This window comes from Candidatus Erwinia haradaeae, from assembly GCF_900698985.1.
In the GTDB taxonomy this organism is placed as follows: domain Bacteria; phylum Pseudomonadota; class Gammaproteobacteria; order Enterobacterales; family Enterobacteriaceae; genus Erwinia_E; species Erwinia_E haradaeae_B.
In genome coordinates, this window is the sequence record NZ_LR217730.1 from 345,172 (window position 1) to 363,565 (window position 18,394).

The window sequence follows — 18,394 nt, forward strand, 5'->3', positions numbered from 1 at the left end:
TTCAGAAATGGTATGATAGATACTAATAAAATAATTGGTATGAAAAATCAGTATCCTGAGGTTTTTGTTATTTTTTTGCTAATGGCAAAATTAATAGTTTTATATCTGATAATACTTCTGAAGTACACTCAATTTTGACTTTTAATGCGCTGAATGTTTGCTCCTAATGCAATTAATTTCTTTTCAATAAGTTCATAGCCACGATCTATATGATAGATACAATCTACTAAGGTAATTCCGTCAGCAATGCAGCCTGCTAATACAAGACTAGCGGAAACACGTAAATCGGTAGCTATGACTGGCGCTGCAGATAATTTTTTGACACCATGGCAAATAAGGGTATTCCTATTTTCAATTGAAACTTTTGCTCCCATGCGCAAAAGTTCTGGAACATGCATAAAGCGATTTTCAAAAATAGTTTCAGTAATTTGTGCAGACCCATCAGAAATTAAATTTAGAAGACTAAATTGAGCCTGCATATCAGTTGGAAAACCCGGATAAGGAGCGGTGGAAATGTTAACTGCTTTTGGTCGTCTTCCATGCATATCTATACTAATCCAATTTTTTCCTTCTTGGATGTCTGCTCCAGCTTCGCGTAGTTTTTCAGATACGTTACATAAAGTATTAGGTTGCGAAGCTCGACACATCACTTTACCGCCAGAGATAGCGCCTGCGATTAAGAAGGTTCCAGTTTCAATACGATCAGGTAAAATGCGATAAATACCACCACCTAGTCTCTTTACACCTATAATCGTTATACAGTCACTACCTGTTCCAGTAATATTTGCTCCTAGCGTATTCAAGAAATTAGCGGTATCAACAATTTCTGGCTCTCGTGCAGCATTATCAATAATAGTGGTACCCTTTGCGAGTGTAGCTGCAATCATGATAGTGACTGTAGCACCAACACTAATTTTATCCATTACAATATGAGCACCTCTTAGACGATGTTGTGTAAAAGCATTAATATAACCACCTTTGAATTTAATATGAGCGCCTAGTTGCTTGAGACCAGTAATATGTAAATCAATTGGGCGATCACCAATAGCGCAACCTCCCGGTAATGATACTTGGCCTTGTCCAAAACGCGCCACTAATGGTCCTAAAACCCAAATTGAAGCTCGCATAGTTCTTACTAAATCATAAGGAGCGCAATATACACTAACTTTACTGGAATCTAAATATACTGCATTCTCGTGTTTAGCTTTTACACCTAGCTTTCTTAGTAATTTTATGGCAGTCTCTATATCTCTTAACCTCGGAACGTTATATATCTTTACTGGATCTTCAGCAAGCAAAGCGGCAAATAAAATAGGTAATGCAGCATTTTTAGCTCCAGAAATAGTAACCTCACCACTTAACCGGGTTGGACCTTTTATACGAAATTTATCCATTATCACTACTCGAAATTTCTAGAAATGCTTACCAGTAAGTTCTGTAAAATATTTTATATGGTCACACAAGAATTATATATTAATCATAGTATGATTTAATGATTGTTTAATTGCGAATCACGATTCCATTCTTCCGGGGTGAATGTTTTAATGGAAATAGCGTGTATATGATTATCGGTAATATAGGATACTAGAGGGGCATATACTATTTTTTGTTTTTGAACGCGACTCAGTCCATTAAATATTTGACCAATCGCAATAATCTGTAAATGACTGCTATCACCAGTAACATATACTTTTTGTAATGGTAATATTTTTAGTAGAGCAGACTTAATAATACTATTATCAACCATTTTCTGAATCTCACTATATCATAAATAAGCAAACATCTTATAAGAAGATAAAAAATTTTAAAAAAATACTTCTATCTTAGAATTGTTCATAATTACGTGATTCTGCAATAAAGTTAAAAGAATATTCTATGGATCACTTAACTTTATCATTATATTAATCTAATCATTACTTTAATGAGCTATTGGTAATCTAACAAAGTTTTATTAAATGTAAATTATATTATTCTTATAATTATTTTCTATGGTTCTTTTAAGAAAGGTAGGTTAAAAAAATTTTAAATTCTCTGAGTAACATAAATTGGTAATATTTGAGTAGATTTCTATATACAATTGTACAGGTATGATTCCTCATATAAGATTTGGATAATTATCTGTTATTGTTAGAAATTTTAATTTTTAAAATCATTAAGCAGGATATTAAAATAATCTTTTAGAGAGAGATCTTGTTTATATTTTATGTGATATATTATCACTTGGGTTGAAAACATTTTATATATCATCGTCATGTTATATTCTGTTAAGATCAGTCTCGTCATTAGTTATTTTTACTTTAAGTAAAAATAACTAGTTATTATACATGTTCATGACGTAGCACATAATATGGATCTCTTAGTATAATTATAAAAGTTACTAAACTATATATATAGTATATAATACTATTAGTATATATAGGTGTGTGTTTTTTTAAATTCCATGCAGAAAATTTTATTTATCTTAATAACTCAAAGAGATATGTATAAATAATATTTATAAATATATTTCTTACTTAGATTTAATTAACAACAAATCTAGAGCATATTCATATATATTGGTTATATACTGAGTTGTATAGACGATGATAGTAGAGCGAGTAAGGGTTGTTAACTAAAACCTTATATATAAATTAGCAATTATAAAAATGTTTAGGGTTTCTATATAGTAGACATTAACTATACAATAAGATATTAAGGTAATTTTTTTAATTAAGATTAAGTTTGACCTTTCTAAAATGACGCTTTGTAAAATGATATGCGTTCAGGTAAGCTGTTAGTGTTATCAACAGGATTGATTAGAGTTGATAAAGTAGCATAATTTTTATAGATTGATTACACATCATCTATAATATATGTATTCTTTATAATACTATTATTTTATATAATACCAGATGTAAATGTAATGAGAAAATTTTCTTAAAAGATTGTCTGAGTTATCAGATGGTCTTGTAGTGTATTTTGAGTATCAGCGACCTTATCCCTTAGTGCTTATTGTTAATAATTTTTTGCAGGTTATAGAGTGTGATTAGAGAATTGATTTTACTCGTGACTCCAGAAATAGAAATACGTAATTGTTTTTGATGATCTATATTCTTCATTTGTAAGTGAATGAGTAAAGCTAGACCACCTGTATCGACTTGTGTTAATGCACAGATATCTATGTTCTCTATGCATTTCATTACTGAATGACGTTGCTTCCATAAAGGTAGTAATGTTTTATGTACTAATGCACCTGTAAGATAGAGATTTTTTTTCTCTATTGTCCACTTTAGCTGGTTATTCATTTTTGTTGTTTATTGGATATGATTGGTTAATGGGTATAGGATTGTAGTTTTTTTGTTAAACCATTTATACCTTGTTGGCGTAAAATATAACTCCACTCGTTTTGTTTAGTCATAATGATGCTCACACCTTCTACGATAATATCGTAGGCTTGCCAATGACCCGTGATACTGTTTTTGCGCCATTGAAAGTCTAATCGTGTTCTTGGTCCGCCAGTAGGATCTATAATAGTTATGCGAATAGGAACTATCGTTTCGGTATGAATGGGTTTTTCCGGTGTAATATAAAAAGACTCTCCTTGATACATTGTTAACATTTGAGTAGTAATACGAGAGACATATACTCTAAAAGCTTTGTAATAGTTATTGCGTTGAGCTCTAGTTGAGCCTTTGTAATAAGGCCCTAATACTGACGCGGCTGCATATTTTATATGTATATAGGGCAAGAGCTCTTCCTCTATAATTTTTTGAAGATAAGATGGATTGTGATTAATAATTATCTGTTCATTTTTAATGCGATCAAAAGTATGCATGGCAACTATTGCCATAATTTTATAAGGATTGCTTTGTACATTTTCTGCTGTTTTTGCTTGTGAAGAAAATAGTATTATGAGAATAAGTATAAATTTAAACATATTGACCTCTATCATGGATTATTAATTGCTAGCCGAGGTTTTTGATTTTTCTGGGTTTGCAATGTCAGCTATAGAAAATCGATGTTTATTGTTAGCATTATCATTTTTATATAGAAATTGACCAATTATATCCTCGAGTATGATTGTAGATTTTGTGTCCTGGATAGTTTCACCGTCTTTTAATATATTAGTACCTAGATCTGGGTCACTAAAACCAATGTTAAGTGCTAAATATTGCTCACCTAATAGACCGGAGGTTCGTATTGCAAGTGAACTTGTATTCGGGATATTATTATACTGATTTTCAATTTCCATTTGAACTTTTGGCGCGTAATTATTTGGATCTAGTGTAATATTAGTCACGCGACCTATTACTACACCTCCAGTTTTAACTGGTGAACCTGTTTTTAGGTTACCTACATTATCAAAAGTGGCATATAGCTTCCATCTTGGTGTAGTAAGTGATGGACCGAGACCACTTACTTTAAGACATAAAAAAAGAATCGCGCTTAGCGAAACAAGCAAGAACGTACCTACTAAAATTTCATTTTTTTTTGTTTGCATTGTGTATTAGTGCCCTGACATTAGCGTTGTCAAAATAAGATCTAGACCGAGTACTGCTAGTGAGGCGTGCACTACGGTTTTTGTGGTGGCTTGACATATTCCTTCAGATGTTGGAGTAGTATCATAGCCATTAAATAGCGCTATCCATATCACAGTTACAGAAAATATTAAACTTTTAATTGCACAATTTATAATATCTTGTTTTAAGTGTACTCCATCACGAATAGCATTCCAAAAAAAACCAGAATCAATACCATTCCAACTTATACCTACTACTGCACCACCAAGAATTCCAACTGAGACAAAGATAAAAGTTAGCAAAGGCATACTAATAAAGCCGGCCCAAAATCTAGGAGGAATAATACGTTTTAATGGATCAACAGCCATCATTTCCATACTTGCAAGTTGCTCAGTAGCTTTCATAAGACCTATTTCTGCAGTAACAGCTGATCCAGCGCGTCCGGTAAATAAGAGCGCCGTAACTACTGGCCCTAGGTCGCGTAGAAGTGATATGGTCACTATCATCCCAAGATCGCTTTCAGCACCATAAGTTTTTAATACTTGGTATCCCTGTATGCTTAAAACCATTCCAATAAATAACCCAGAAATCATAACGATTAATAGTGATAAAAACCCGATATTATATAGTTGTTTTACTAATAACGATATATGCAAACGATAACGTGGAAGGCCAAATAGTGCATGGAATAGTATTAATCCAGCGCGCCCTAAAGAAGCGACAAAGGTGATTACTTTATGACCCAGTACAGTCAATAATTTTAGATACATTATTGTATGCCTTTTCTTGATCCAATTAAATCTTGTAGATAATCCTTAGAAGGAAAGAAGCATGGCATATGTTCATCAGCAATACCGTGGATAAATTGACGGGCTCGGATGTTATGATGTTTACGCAGTTCTACTGTGGTGCCTTGCGCCAATACTGTCTTATCCGCTATAATATATGTATAGTCAGCAAAATTTAGAACTTTAAAAACATCATGAGATACGATAATAAAAGTTATATTTAAAGAATGTTGAAGATTTTGAATTAGTTTAATTAAAGCACTCATAGTAACAGGGTCTTGCCCAACAAAAGGCTCGTCCAACATAATTAAATCTGGCTCTAGAGCAATAGCGCGTGCCAATGCCACTCTTCTCATCATGCCACCTGATAACTCAGAAGGTTTTAAGTGCGCAGCTCCCCGCAATCCGACAGATTCTAATTTCATCATTACTACGCTCTCTAGTAATGGTCTGGGTAAATACGAATGCTCTCGAAGCGGCCAAGCAACATTATCAAAGACATTAAGATCTGTGAATAGAGCGCCAGTTTGAAATAACATACTCATCTTTTTTCGCGCTTGATATAAACATGAATGAGAAAGAGCAGGAATATTTTTATCGTTAAACCATATTTCTCCGCGTTGCGGATAGAGTTGTCCTCCAATTAATCGCAATAATGTACTTTTTCCGATGCCGGATGGTCCTATAATAGCTGTTATTTTTCCTCTAGGAACAGAAATAGAAATATTATCGAAAATCAATAAATTATTATAAGAAAAATTTAGGTTTTTAATTTCTACTATGTTTTGTTTCATATGATCTTTAAATATCTCTACTAGTATTGTTATTATGAGATAATGATTGTATGCTAGTTAGATTTTCTGAGCATCCTAAGATATCATTCTGGCATATTATTTTTAGATATATAAAATATATTATGCATTTATATCATGCATTTAATATATGTGAGTATTATTAATAAAATATTATATTGAATATTGCTTTGATCCATTAAGATTCGATTATTGCTTGCCACCTCAAATAGTAAATAGATCTTCTAGTGATTATATAATTTATTTATGATGAATGTGGTTAAAAATATTTTTTTTAGAGTTTTTTTGTGCAAGTGTTATTAATATTTTGGTATATCTGAATTTATTAGGACATAGTAGCTCCTATAAGCGTTATTCGGCTTTGATCAGGAAAAATTAAAAATTTCTAAAATATTGCTACATAGTTAAATGATATAACAATCACGATTTTTCAAAATATATACTAATATTAGGTCATAATTATAACTGTAATGCTATTTTCTGAAAATTTATATAAAATCATAGATTTTTTAGTATTTATAGCGTCATAGTGTTAATACTATATAAGTAAACGCGGGAATCTACACATTTATGTTTTAAATTGAATATAATGCGTTAGTAATTTTTTTTTAATTAAAATCTTTGACTTATTATATGGATTATTGAGACTTAATATAGATTTTTTATGTTAGATAGTTTTCTTGTAATAATACTACTTATTCTGATTAGTTCATTTTTTTCAATTTCAGAGATTTTCTTAGCGGGAGCTCGAAAAATTAAGCTTAAGATCTTAGCTGATGATGGTAATATTAATGCTCATCATGTTCTTAACATACAAGAAAATTCTGGTATGTTTTTTACTGTAATATAAATTGGTGTAAATGCAGTAGCAATTTTGGGTGGAATCGTTGGTGATACAGCTTTTTCTCTAGATTTTTTACGATTTTTGTGCATATAGTTCATGCTGATGTCGCAGAGCATCTTAGTTTTATATGTTCATTTATGCTGACTACTAATCTCTTTATATTATTTGCTGACTTATTTCCTAAGCGTTTAGGAATAAACGCTCCAGAAAAATGTCATTTAAAATTATTAATTTCCTGCGTGTGTGTCTATTTATTTGTCGTCCGCTTGTGTGATTTTTTAATGGCAGCGTTATTATTATATTTCGAATTTTTAAAATTCCAATGGTGCGTCAGGATAAAATTACATCTGATGACATATACGCTATAGTTGAAGCAGGAGCGTTAGTTGGTGTGTTGCGAAAATAAGAACATGAATTGATTGAGAATGTATTTGAACTAGAGTCACAGACAGTGATTTCTTTAATGACCCCACGTGAACACGTAGTTTGGTTTTAACCTCGATGAAGATGGATGTAGTTTAAAACAGAAGATTACACGCCATCCGAATTCAAAATTCCTAGCTTGTGATAATGATATTGATCATATTATTGGTTATATAGATTCAAAAGAGCTTCTAATACGCGTTCTTAGTCACCAGACCTTATCGTTAAATAGCAACATACAGATCTGTTCTGTACTTATTGTACCAGATCCCCTTCGGTTATCTGAAGCTTTAGAGAGTTTTAAACCTGTCGGAGAGGATTTTGCAGTCATTATAAATGAGCATGCACTAGTAGCGGGCATTATTACTCTTAACGATGTCATGATAACCTTAACAGATGATTTAGCCGGGAAGGGATTAGAAGATCAGATTATTGTGCATGATGACAGTTCATGATTAATTGAAGGCAGTATTCCAATTGACGATGTTATGCGTGTATTGAAAATTGACTCTTTTCCGGGGGTAGAAAATTATGAAACTATTAGTGGTTTTATGATGTTTATGTTAAAAAAATCCCTAAACGTACTGATTTTATAAAATTAAAAAGATATAAATTTGAGGTAGTTGATATTAATAGTTATCGGATTTATCCGCTTCTCGTGACGCGTGTTGATTTTACGCATATGACACCATCTTCAGTAAAACTATAAAATAGACTATATAGTCTATACAGTATATTGTGTACATAAATTATATTTCATTTATTATAAAATACAATATCATAATCTTTATAATATTAATATCTTAAGACATGTCAATCTTCATGTGTAAATATTTTATATTTAAAGACATAATGTGATTCAGAATAAAGTATTTTAGATTATCTTCAATATAAAGAGATACAGTAGTGATTAATTACAACATAGTTTTTCGTCATATTATAAGTGATTCGCTCTTTCATAAGAGTATGTATATATCATTTTACTTAGGGATTAATTATAGTAGAAAACTATGCTCAATGATATGATGTTAAAGCAGTGCATCTAATTAAACTCTAACTGTTTCTATTATGGTGATCAGATCGGGTAGATAAAAATTTTAATTATCTGATAGAAGCTGTTTATCTAATGAGTAATTAGGGGATCATTTTTTATTATATAAAAAGTTTATTTTTGGATTAAGAATTTTTATCTTAGAAAAGTATAAATTTTGCATTGCTGTACCTAGTATAATCTGTTATTACTAATCATGTGAAAGATAAAGATATAGAAGTTTACAAATGTGTTAACTAATCAATCATAGATGCCACGGTCATTGTTAATTTTAGACGATATATATTAGAGTATATAAAATATAATATAATATAATATTAAAAATATAATTAAGTATGTATATTACAGAGTAATAATCCATCTTAGATGAATAGATCTAATAACATTGTATAAAATACATAAAATACGAATTTGATAAAAAATTTGAGTACTGAAAATATAAAATTATAATGTATTTTACTGATACAGTATATATTTATATTATAAATTAGATATGAATATGTATCTTATGATAATATTAAGTATGGCTTAGCTTGATTGAATTATTAGATATTAATAAATGTTTTATCTTTAATATAAAATTTTTTTACAATAGTCAACATTATTGATTACAATGGCTTATTAGATTGAGAGTGTAATGTTTCTCAAGAAATATAATATTATGCTTTATTCATACATAAGAAATGTCAGTACTGAAAACATGAAGGAGATTGATAGGAGAAATAATAAGGATGATTAAGCTGGGTGTGGTAATGGATCCAATTACCTCAATTAATTTAAAAAAAGATTCTAGTATAGCTATGTTAATAGAGGCAAAGTTTCGTGGCTATGAAGTGTATTATATGGAAATGTCTGATTTATACCTATATCAGAGCGAGGGACGCGCTCGTACGCGATTAATTAATATAATTATACAGAATAATAGTTCTCCTTCTTTTTCTTTTCAAAATGAACAAGATATAGCGTTATCTAGTCTAGATGTAATACTTATGCGTAAAAATCCTCCGTTGGATACTGAGTTTTTGTATTCTACTTATATTTTAGAGCTTGCTGAGGAGCAAGGTGTTCTTGTTATTAATAAACCGCAGAGTTTACGCGATTGTAATGAAAAATTATTTACTTTATGGTTTTCTGATCTTATACCAGAGACATTAGTGACCAGAGATATTATAAAAATTCGTAAATTTTGGCAACGACATCATGATATTATAGTTAAGCCATTAGATGGAATGGGAGGTTTTTCGGTTTTTCGTATTAAGCAGGATGATTTAAATATATCAGTGATTCTTGAAACTATGACTAGATATGGAAGTGTATACTGTATGTCACAAGAATATTTACCGTCAATTTTAGATGGTGATAAGCGTGTACTGGTTATAGATGGTCAAGCTGTACCATATTGCTTAGCTCGTATACCGAAAGCAGGTGAAATACGGGGTAATCTTGCAGCTGGTGGCTATGGAGAAGTACGCATGTTATCTGAAAGTGATAGAGAAATTGTAGATCGTGTATCTCTAACATTGCAAAAAAAGGGTCTTATTTTTGTTGGATTAGATATTATAGGTAATAGATTAACTGAAATTAATGTTACAAGTCCAACTTGTATTTGTGAGATTGAGACCGCTTTATCAATATCGATTAGTGGGTTATTGATGGATGCCATCGAAAAACGTTTAACTAAATGCTTTCCATAGTAGATTATTATCCTCTATTATAGAGAGATTTCTTTTGATAATACCTAACATAATAGGTATTTAATAGATGCAGAATATTTAGTATGAATTTACAAAATCATTTTTTAATTGCTATGCCAACTTTAAAAACTCCGTTATTTAAGCGAGCAGTGGTCTATATTTTTGAACATAATGCTGATGGAGCTATGGGATTAATTGTTAACAAACCTATGGATAACCTTATGGTTTCAGGGATGTTGCAAAAATTAAAGATTGTTCACTCTTCCAAAGTAGCTAAGATTAAGTTAAATAAACCAGTTTTTGCTGGAGGTCCGTTAGCAGAAGATCGAGGTTTTATTTTACACTCAGCACAGCAAACTTTTTCTTCTAGTATGCGTGTTTCAGATGATACGATTATGACCACATCTCGCGATGTCCTGGAAACTTTAGGTACTGATGAGCAACCTGATGATGTACTAGTTGCCTTAGGTTGCTGTGCGTGGGGACAGGGTCCGTTAGAACAAGAGCTAATGGAGAATGCTTGGTTAACTACTACTGCAAATAGTAATGTGTTATTTCGTACACCTATAGCATCACGATGGAACGCTGCCGCTAAAAATCTTGGTATTGATATGTATAATATTGTTAGCGAAGCGGGCCATGCATGACTTTTTATCAAACATTTTTATCATTTGATTTTGGTATGAAAAGCATTGGAGTGGCTACTGGTCAGCGCATTACTCGTACTGCATATCCGTTAAAAGCATTAAAAGCACAATTAGGTACACCCGATTGGAAGCAAATAGATTGTCTTTTTCAAGAGTGGAAGCCAACTCATATTGTGGTAGGTTTGCCACTTAACATGGACGGAAGCAAGCAACCTTTTACAGAAAAAACATCTTTTTTTGCACAGTGTCTTAATACACGTTATAAAATAATAGTTGAGTTACATGACGAGCGCTTAAGCACAGTCGAAGCGCGGGCGGAAATATTTAAACGAAGAGGATTTTCCGCTTTACTTCAGAAAGATCTTATTGATTCAATTTCTGCTGCAATTATTTTAGAAAGTTGGTTAGAGTACTCGCATTATCAGATTTAAACATTAGTGAGAGTTATTTTAGCACACTAGAGTTTTTATTTTTGCGACATTAACATTAAGAGATTTACATTAGGTTATGTTTATTATTATAGGCTATCTCTCTAATAGAGAGATTTATTTATATTTATATAATTGACTTTAAAATATATATAATACATCAAAAATTAGAAATTATTATTTTGCATGTGATTTTCAATTTTATTTAAAGCTTCAATGCGTCTATCAAGTGACGGATGTGACATAAAAAGTTCACTTATCCATTTAGATTTACCATGAATACAAAATGCCATTAGATTACCAGGCTCTTCTGGTTCGTAACTAGTTTTTAAGCGTTTCAAGGCAGCAATCATTTTTTTACATCCAACTAAGCGAGCCGCGTCTGCATCAGCATAGAACTCGCGGTGACGTGAAAACCACATGGTAATAATACTAGCAAGCACACCAAAAACAAGCTCAAGTGCTGTAGAAACAAGAAAATAAATCATTGGATGACCATTGGTTTTCTCTTCTTCATGATCATCTGCATCTGAGGTAACACCTGAGACTAGTTGAGCTATAATTCGTGATATAAAAATTACAAAGGTATTTACCACTCCTTGGATTAAGGTCATAGTAACCATATCTCCATTAGCGATATGGCTAATTTCATGTGCTACAACCGCTTCAGATTCATCACGGCTCATGTTTTGTAGTAGGCCAGAAGATACTGCAATTAATGAGGAATTACGGCGTGCGCCAGTAGCGAAAGCATTAATGTCTAGTGCATGATAGATAGCAATTTGTGGCGTGGTGATACCGACTTTTTTTGATTGTAGGGTGATAGTTTCTATCAGCCAGCGTTCAGTTTCATTACGAGCATTCTTAATAATTTCACCGTTAACCGAACGCAAGGCCATCCACTTTGACATCAATAACGAAACAAGAGCTCCACCAAAACCAAATAAGCCGGACATAATTATAAGCCCAGTCAAACTATTCGATCTTACTCCTGTTAAGCTCAGAATCAATCCAAACACTAACATAACGGCAAGGTTAGTTAAGAGGAATAGAGCAATACGTATCATAACATGAATCTCCTTGATTAGTTATTTATTAATATGTTCTATGTTTTTTTAATGTAGCTTATACTTACATTATTAAGATCTATAAACTACTTGTATATTTATTTGATCAGTTTTTATTTGATATACCTTGCAAGAGAAATATCATATGAAGTATACATCTAATTATTATTAGATGAAAGAGATAGTATAAGTTAGTCAAAAAAATTTAAATTAATACACTTATAAGTGAATATCCTATATTTATACAAGGTGCTCAATATGTAAGGATATTATTTATTGAAAATTCATAATATATAAAACATTAAAATATTTTATTAACTGAATAATTTCAATATATTGATAGGTTTCTTATAAACTCTTAATATAAGAGTATTAACGTAGCATGAGCAATCCTTATCCTTTTTGTTAATTGATTTAATTATGTATTGGTAAATTATGCAGTATCTTATAAAGTACGTAATTAGTAGTTGTGAGATAGTTTATATAAAATCTAGTACTAATATATTAACCTAAAGTGATTTTTATTATAAATTGAGATTAAAATTTATATTTCTCATGGAAATGTTTTACTCGATCTATAATTCTGCATAGGAATATCTTTTATATTTTGCGATTTTTATATAAACTTTCGTTAGTTACTGTCTGGAAGAAATTTTAAGTTTATGCATAATTTTATATCTCTATTTATATATGGAGTATTTAATGTATAAAAAAATTTAGCGGTGATTTTGTTAGAGTAGTGTATATAACATGCAATGCTCAGAATGGGTATTCGGCTACGACGTACTAGAAAATATAGCTCAAATGATTTCTATAATATTATATATGAATATGATATAATAAATCATTTAAAAATAATACTACTTGAATGATATTCATTAAAATATTATATATATAGTTAAGAACTAGTTAATGAAATAAAAGTTATATATAAAAAAACAAGCTTTAATATATAACATTAGTATATATTTTAGATTAGTTAGATAATAATATAATTAGGTACCAAAGTAGGTGCTAATTTCATAGTTAGATAGTTCACGATGATTCTTAAAAAGATCGATGATATAATTAATAACTTTTCATCATATCTTTTGTTATATTATTTGTTATGTAAAATGTAATTAATTAGATTAAATAATTAGTTAGATAAAATCTCAGTTCTTATTAAGTAAAAAATGAAATAATGATGAAATATATCATCTGATTGTACCTATTAATTTTATTCATATTTATCAATTTAAGATATGGTATCTAGAATTAAGATTAAAATATTTATTTATTATTTTATTATATTATCAATAATTAATAATTAATTAAAGAACAATTATTTTGCTTTATGTTTAAGATGTTTTTAAATTAATGATTCTTATATATAAATAAAAGATTTCTATATAATATATATTAAGTTTTTGTATTATTTATTATTAATCAGTAAGGTATACTATGCATGTATAATGCAGGTACATTATTTTATATTATTTAATTAATTTATTAATTAAATAATTAACTAATTTATATCGCTTTTTATTTCACAAAAGTTTTTAGTTTAACTTGAGGGTTTATTTATTATGAATATAATAAATAGATTTCAATGGTACATGTGATTATTTATAATTCTTATAAAACTTTATATATGATGAAACCTGAAACTAATAAATATTAGTATACTAACTAATATTAACTGATCAAGTACTTTGAACGCTCCCATTAGATACAATACAAACAATGAAATAACATCTTGTCTTTAAGATACGGTATCTAAAAGTTATAAACTTTACGCTATGTAACAAACAAAACAATAGATATTTTTAAATTATTAGCAATTATATAAAAATTTTATAGGTATAAAGAGTTGTTTATTAAATCTATTTTACATGTCTAATAAGATGAACGTTTGTTTTATAATGATGATAAATCTTTATTTTAGATTTTTTTATCTGTATAGTGTCATTTTTAATATAATATATAAAAATATTTATTCAATACTCTACTCCATATTAAAGTGATAGCTACAGTAATTGTAGATATATTCATTATAGATATATGCTACTGTAGTATTTTATAAATTGCTACATATAATGATATTTTAAGGTTTTGGTGGTATTATATCTAATACGATTAGTGTATGGATCTATAGATCCAGTTCTCGTAGTATTGAATAAACATTTCTAGTTATTACTTAGATAAATACATGTCATTAAATTACAATTAATTATAAATGATATTTTTATACTATTTGTTAAAAATACTTCACAGACATTATTTTTACTAAAAATAAAAAAATTATTATTTCTTGTTAAGTAATATAAATCTTTGCACTTATCCTAGATCCTTCAAGAGATGCTTGAAATAAAAATTAATATATGCAATATATTGCATAAAATTTTTAGAATTTTTTGTTGTGTTTTTATTTTTATTTTAATTTAATATGGATTACTAAAAAATTTTATATAAATCGTTTGAGTATATTTCAATAAGATAATTAAAATTTTATATTTATCTTATCGTTGGTTAGTATTAAATAACAATATTTCGATATTAATAAATATTAAATTTTAACAATACATAGAAAATAGTATCTATAAAAATATCTATCATGATGATTGCATGTGAAATTTAATCTAAAACAGTAGAGGTATTTTTGACTGTTTACTTATATTGTCACGATAGTGAGTAACTTGTATCGGATACTTAATTTTTCTCACAAGGGATAAAAGATATAGCAGAGGGAATAAATGAAAATCATCGAGAGAGAGTTGACCATTGGCTGCATCAGGCTTAGCAATAAGTATCGCGAGTTGTTGTAAATCGTTATTAATATTATTAATTAATTTTGCAAAATCTTTAGTCAAGCTGTCAAAATTACCATAAGATTTTTCTTTTTTTATCTTAAAATATCTACGCGCTTCCGGAGTAGAGAGTTCAAGAAATGGTGCTATAGCTATGTGTGGTATAAGTAAATGGTATATGTATTTATTAACATGATTTAACCAGTGATGTATGGCAGGATTGGTTGGACCCATTAGCACAGAAGGATGGTTTAAAGTATCAATATATTTAATGATATCAAGACTTTCTGCCATATATTTATTATCTTTTCTCATTAAAATTGGTACCATTTTTTTATTAATCATTTTTTTAGGTGTTACTTCATCATCATTCATTAGCACGATAAGATTCACTGCAATATTTTTTAAACCAAAAATCATACGTGTTTTAATGCAAAATGGGCAATGAGTATATATATATAATTCCATATTGTTTTTATTTTACTTTGTTTATGTATCAGAAGTATGGATTATATTCATCCATATTTTAATAAGTTTCAAGTATTATTGAATAATATGGATTATATAAAATTGAGAAGATATGTAATAGCATCTATACTGGTAACTTTGGAAATATTTTTATACTGAATGATACTTAAAAATACTTAAGATATCCAAAAAAGTACGGGGATGAATATGCAAATCTAAACATGTTTGTAATCTATGATTCTAAAGTAATTCAAATGACTACTTTTTTTAAAAAATAACCATGTAATAAAGATAAACTATAGAAATTATAATCTTTATGAAAAATTTTTTAGTTTGACTTAACTAATATTAGTTAAGCACATAATGATATTTATTGAAATAATATAATGATTATTAATGATATATATTATAACATTTTCACACAAACAGTAATCATTCTAGAAAATATCATATATATAATATATTTGAGTAATATTCTTTCATTGGCAATGATACCATTTTATCTGATGTAATCATATCAAAAATTTTTAATCCAAAACTGTATAATCTGATTAATCTTTTTATGATATTTTTAAATTAAGCTCATGAGAAATCTGTTCTACCCATCGATTTACCCGATCGTTAGTTAGTTCCGGTTGCCTATCTTCGTCAATGGCAAGGCCAAGAAAATGAGTGTCATCTAACATTCCCTTAGATGTTTCAAAGGCATAACCCTGAGAGGACCATTTACCGATGATCCTTGCAGACTTTAATAGAATGATATCTCTGATGGCTCCCATTGCATCACAGAAATAATCAGAATAATCTACCTGGTCACCACAGCCAAATAAGGCTACTGATTTACCTGAAAAGTCTATTTCTGATAAAATGGGAAAAAAATCATCCCAATCACATTGAGCTTCTCCATAATACCAGGTAGGAATACCTAATAATAGAATATCAAAGCTCTCAAGATCTTCTTTACTGCTATTAGCAATATCAAACAATTTCGCGATATTATGACCAAGTTTATTTTGAATCATTTTTGCAATTTTTTCAGTGTTACCTGTGTCGCTACCAAAAAAAATACCAACAAGTGCCATACGTATAATAACCTCTAAAAATTTGTCTTTAGTGTAATTAAAAATATATGAAAAAACAATTAATGATCATCAACTGGTGATCTTATAATACATAACAAAAATAATATGCAAAATTTTGACATTGATGTAATCTGTGTATAAGTGATATTTTTATATTTTATCTATTATTATAATATAAGTTATAGAGCTCACTTAGAGAGTACATATATTATATATATTTAACTATTCAATATATAAAATATTAAAGAATCATGCTTATGTAAATTTTATAATAACAGCATGGCTTTATCTATTACTCTTTCTAGAAATTTATACTAGTTTATACTAACCACAGATATTCTATATTAACACATTTGGCAGTTTTTTATAGTATATGTTAATATATAATATTATGCATAAATAATAATATTCTTTGTGATAAATGATCATTTTTTTGATAAAAATCATTTGTTATAAAATTAACAACTATAGACTCATATTATCGACTGCGAAAAATAATTCGGCCCTTACTTAAGTCATATGGGGTGATTTCTACTGTAACTTTGTCACCAGTTAAAATACGAATATAATTTTTGCGCATTTTTCCAGATATATGCGCTATTACCGTATGACCATTATCTAATTCAATGCGAAATGTTGTATTGGGTAGTGTTTCTAGTACTGTTCCCTGCATCTCAATATTATCTTCTTTAGCCATAAAAGCCTCTGGGTGAATATTTTCACTAGTAATAAAATTTTTAACTTTACTTATGCAAATGAATTGATCCATTTTACTTATTCTGTAGATGTCACTTCTCAAAAAGTAAAAAATCGGTAAAATGATTAATCATTGGGCTAAATAATATGAATCAATGATTTAGGGTTAATCAAAAATACTATTATTTTGCTACTAAAAGTGTTTTTTAAATTTTTTAAATTACTGTATATGCAAATCTAGATGATGTTTAATCTTCATATCTTTCATTATCCTGTATTATATTCTAATTTTATATTTTAAGAAAAAAAATTTCAAATAATAATAGCAGTATCTGTTAAATTTGTCAGTAATTTTTTATATAATAAGATCTCTCAGCAATCATAATGAAATATTAGTATGTCGGAGGAATCCATTGTGAGTAATATGATTTTATATTGTAATCATATTGATGTATGAATGCAGCCTGAATATGGAGTGAAGTCTGTCTGTCCTGTATTTTTTAATAAAAGTGTTCGAGTATTTTTTTTTAATAAATACTAACTTGATTTTAAAATTATGCAAAACGTCAATATACTAAAATTTTTTTTTATTTCATTATAACACTATAACAGTGTTTTATATTTTTTTAAATCTTCGGGTGATTATAGAATTTTAAGTGTTTAGGTTAGCATTGTTTAGATAATACACACAGATTTATTTACTTTTTAATATAAATAAAAATAATAATATTATATTGATTGTAGTATAATATAAGTTATTCGTTGATAGTAGCGTATTATGTTAAAAAATTTAGCTTTGATGAAAAATTTCATAGACTATAAAACTATAATGAGAATTACGTGCTTATATTTACTGATAGAGTGAAATAATAAAAGTAAAATTATTGAATATTTTTAAGATTTCTAAATAATTATTATATACTTAATTATATAAGTATTATTAATAAATAATATTAATATATATATTAAAATAAGATCTATAAAATTATTTATATTTATTTTTATTGTTTCAATGAATGTTTATTAAATAACACTAAAAGTATTTTATATTTATAAGTTATCTATTGATAGATAGCATTAATTGAAAATAAATCTATAACTATAGA

14 protein-coding genes and 1 pseudogene are annotated in these 18,394 nt (G+C 28.6%); 4 read left to right on the plus strand and 11 right to left on the minus strand.

Annotated features, from left to right (window positions below; translation table 11 throughout):
- Nucleotides 1-128: 128 nt before the first annotated feature.
- The 7 genes from murA to ERCIPSPA2889_RS01070 form a co-directional block, all read right to left on the minus strand.
- Nucleotides 129-1,394, minus strand: coding sequence for a UDP-N-acetylglucosamine 1-carboxyvinyltransferase (gene murA, locus ERCIPSPA2889_RS01040; protein WP_157989027.1), 1,266 nt, complete (start codon nucleotides 1,392-1,394; stop codon nucleotides 129-131).
- A gap of 95 nt (nucleotides 1,395-1,489) precedes the next feature.
- Nucleotides 1,490-1,747 carry a BolA family protein gene (locus ERCIPSPA2889_RS01045; protein WP_157989028.1) on the minus strand — a complete coding sequence of 86 codons (258 nt, stop codon included), beginning with the start codon at nucleotides 1,745-1,747 and terminating at the stop codon, nucleotides 1,490-1,492.
- A gap of 1,234 nt (nucleotides 1,748-2,981) precedes the next feature.
- On the minus strand, nucleotides 2,982-3,284 hold the full coding sequence (gene mlaB / locus ERCIPSPA2889_RS01050) for a lipid asymmetry maintenance protein MlaB (protein ID WP_157989029.1): 303 nt from the start codon (nucleotides 3,282-3,284) through the stop codon (nucleotides 2,982-2,984).
- Between the two features lie 26 nt (nucleotides 3,285-3,310).
- Nucleotides 3,311-3,916, minus strand: coding sequence for a phospholipid-binding protein MlaC (mlaC, locus tag ERCIPSPA2889_RS01055; RefSeq protein ID WP_157989030.1), 606 nt, complete (start codon nucleotides 3,914-3,916; stop codon nucleotides 3,311-3,313).
- A gap of 21 nt (nucleotides 3,917-3,937) precedes the next feature.
- A complete protein-coding gene (mlaD, locus tag ERCIPSPA2889_RS01060; protein ID WP_157989031.1) occupies nucleotides 3,938-4,480 on the minus strand; it encodes an outer membrane lipid asymmetry maintenance protein MlaD in 543 nt (180 codons plus the stop codon).
- 6 nt (nucleotides 4,481-4,486) lie between these two features.
- Complete coding sequence (gene mlaE, locus ERCIPSPA2889_RS01065) at nucleotides 4,487-5,269, minus strand: lipid asymmetry maintenance ABC transporter permease subunit MlaE (RefSeq protein WP_157989032.1); 783 nt, start codon at nucleotides 5,267-5,269, stop codon at nucleotides 4,487-4,489.
- The gene (locus ERCIPSPA2889_RS01070) at nucleotides 5,269-6,081 is read right to left on the minus strand and encodes an ATP-binding cassette domain-containing protein (protein ID WP_157989033.1); all 813 of its coding nucleotides are present in this window, start codon (nucleotides 6,079-6,081) and stop codon (nucleotides 5,269-5,271) included. The genes mlaE and ERCIPSPA2889_RS01070 overlap by 1 nt, the downstream gene beginning before the upstream one ends.
- A 682-nt stretch (nucleotides 6,082-6,763) precedes the next feature.
- Here ERCIPSPA2889_RS01070 and paeA point away from each other — a divergent pair.
- From paeA to ruvX, 4 genes and pseudogenes are all read left to right on the plus strand, one after another.
- Nucleotides 6,764-8,075: pseudogene (gene paeA, locus ERCIPSPA2889_RS01075) on the plus strand (polyamine export protein PaeA).
- A gap of 1,073 nt (nucleotides 8,076-9,148) precedes the next feature.
- A complete protein-coding gene (gene gshB, locus ERCIPSPA2889_RS01080) occupies nucleotides 9,149-10,111 on the plus strand; it encodes a glutathione synthase (RefSeq protein ID WP_157989034.1) in 963 nt (320 codons plus the stop codon).
- Between the two features lie 83 nt (nucleotides 10,112-10,194).
- The gene (locus tag ERCIPSPA2889_RS01085; RefSeq protein ID WP_157989035.1) at nucleotides 10,195-10,758 is read left to right on the plus strand and encodes a YqgE/AlgH family protein; all 564 of its coding nucleotides are present in this window, start codon (nucleotides 10,195-10,197) and stop codon (nucleotides 10,756-10,758) included.
- Nucleotides 10,755-11,189: a Holliday junction resolvase RuvX gene (ruvX, locus tag ERCIPSPA2889_RS01090; RefSeq protein ID WP_157989036.1), complete on the plus strand. Its 435-nt coding sequence runs from the start codon at nucleotides 10,755-10,757 to the stop codon at nucleotides 11,187-11,189. Before ERCIPSPA2889_RS01085 ends, ruvX begins: the two co-directional genes overlap by 4 nt.
- A 164-nt stretch (nucleotides 11,190-11,353) precedes the next feature.
- On the opposite strand, the gene htpX is transcribed toward ruvX, so the two are convergent.
- The 4 genes from htpX to infA all read right to left on the minus strand — a co-directional run bounded on the left by htpX (nucleotide 11,354) and on the right by infA (nucleotide 17,289).
- The gene (gene htpX / locus ERCIPSPA2889_RS01095) at nucleotides 11,354-12,253 is read right to left on the minus strand and encodes a protease HtpX (RefSeq protein ID WP_157989037.1); all 900 of its coding nucleotides are present in this window, start codon (nucleotides 12,251-12,253) and stop codon (nucleotides 11,354-11,356) included.
- Between the two features lie 2,621 nt (nucleotides 12,254-14,874).
- Nucleotides 14,875-15,510, minus strand: coding sequence for a glutaredoxin 2 (gene grxB, locus ERCIPSPA2889_RS01100; protein ID WP_157989038.1), 636 nt, complete (start codon nucleotides 15,508-15,510; stop codon nucleotides 14,875-14,877).
- A gap of 560 nt (nucleotides 15,511-16,070) precedes the next feature.
- A complete protein-coding gene (gene fldA / locus ERCIPSPA2889_RS01105; protein WP_157989039.1) occupies nucleotides 16,071-16,592 on the minus strand; it encodes a flavodoxin FldA in 522 nt (173 codons plus the stop codon).
- A gap of 478 nt (nucleotides 16,593-17,070) precedes the next feature.
- Nucleotides 17,071-17,289, minus strand: coding sequence for a translation initiation factor IF-1 (infA, locus tag ERCIPSPA2889_RS01110; RefSeq protein ID WP_072666130.1), 219 nt, complete (start codon nucleotides 17,287-17,289; stop codon nucleotides 17,071-17,073).
- Between the last annotated feature and the right edge of the window lie 1,105 nt (nucleotides 17,290-18,394).

Excerpts from the sequence above, each read along its gene's own strand:
- murA (WP_157989027.1), bottom strand. The coding sequence starts at position 1,394 with ATGGATAAATTTCGTATAAAAGGTCCAACCCGGTTAAGTGGTGAGGTT.
- ERCIPSPA2889_RS01045 (WP_157989028.1), bottom strand. The coding sequence starts at position 1,747 with ATGGTTGATAATAGTATTATTAAGTCTGCTCTACTAAAAATATTACCA.
- mlaB (WP_157989029.1), bottom strand. The coding sequence starts at position 3,284 with ATGAATAACCAGCTAAAGTGGACAATAGAGAAAAAAAATCTCTATCTT.
- mlaC (WP_157989030.1), bottom strand. The coding sequence starts at position 3,916 with ATGTTTAAATTTATACTTATTCTCATAATACTATTTTCTTCACAAGCA.
- mlaD (WP_157989031.1), bottom strand. The coding sequence starts at position 4,480 with ATGCAAACAAAAAAAAATGAAATTTTAGTAGGTACGTTCTTGCTTGTT.
- mlaE (WP_157989032.1), bottom strand. The coding sequence starts at position 5,269 with ATGTATCTAAAATTATTGACTGTACTGGGTCATAAAGTAATCACCTTT.
- ERCIPSPA2889_RS01070 (WP_157989033.1), bottom strand. The coding sequence starts at position 6,081 with ATGAAACAAAACATAGTAGAAATTAAAAACCTAAATTTTTCTTATAAT.
- gshB (WP_157989034.1), top strand. The coding sequence starts at position 9,149 with ATGATTAAGCTGGGTGTGGTAATGGATCCAATTACCTCAATTAATTTA.
- ERCIPSPA2889_RS01085 (WP_157989035.1), top strand. The coding sequence starts at position 10,195 with ATGAATTTACAAAATCATTTTTTAATTGCTATGCCAACTTTAAAAACT.
- ruvX (WP_157989036.1), top strand. The coding sequence starts at position 10,755 with ATGACTTTTTATCAAACATTTTTATCATTTGATTTTGGTATGAAAAGC.
- htpX (WP_157989037.1), bottom strand. The coding sequence starts at position 12,253 with ATGATACGTATTGCTCTATTCCTCTTAACTAACCTTGCCGTTATGTTA.
- grxB (WP_157989038.1), bottom strand. The coding sequence starts at position 15,510 with ATGGAATTATATATATATACTCATTGCCCATTTTGCATTAAAACACGT.
- fldA (WP_157989039.1), bottom strand. The coding sequence starts at position 16,592 with ATGGCACTTGTTGGTATTTTTTTTGGTAGCGACACAGGTAACACTGAA.
- infA (WP_072666130.1), bottom strand. The coding sequence starts at position 17,289 with ATGGCTAAAGAAGATAATATTGAGATGCAGGGAACAGTACTAGAAACA.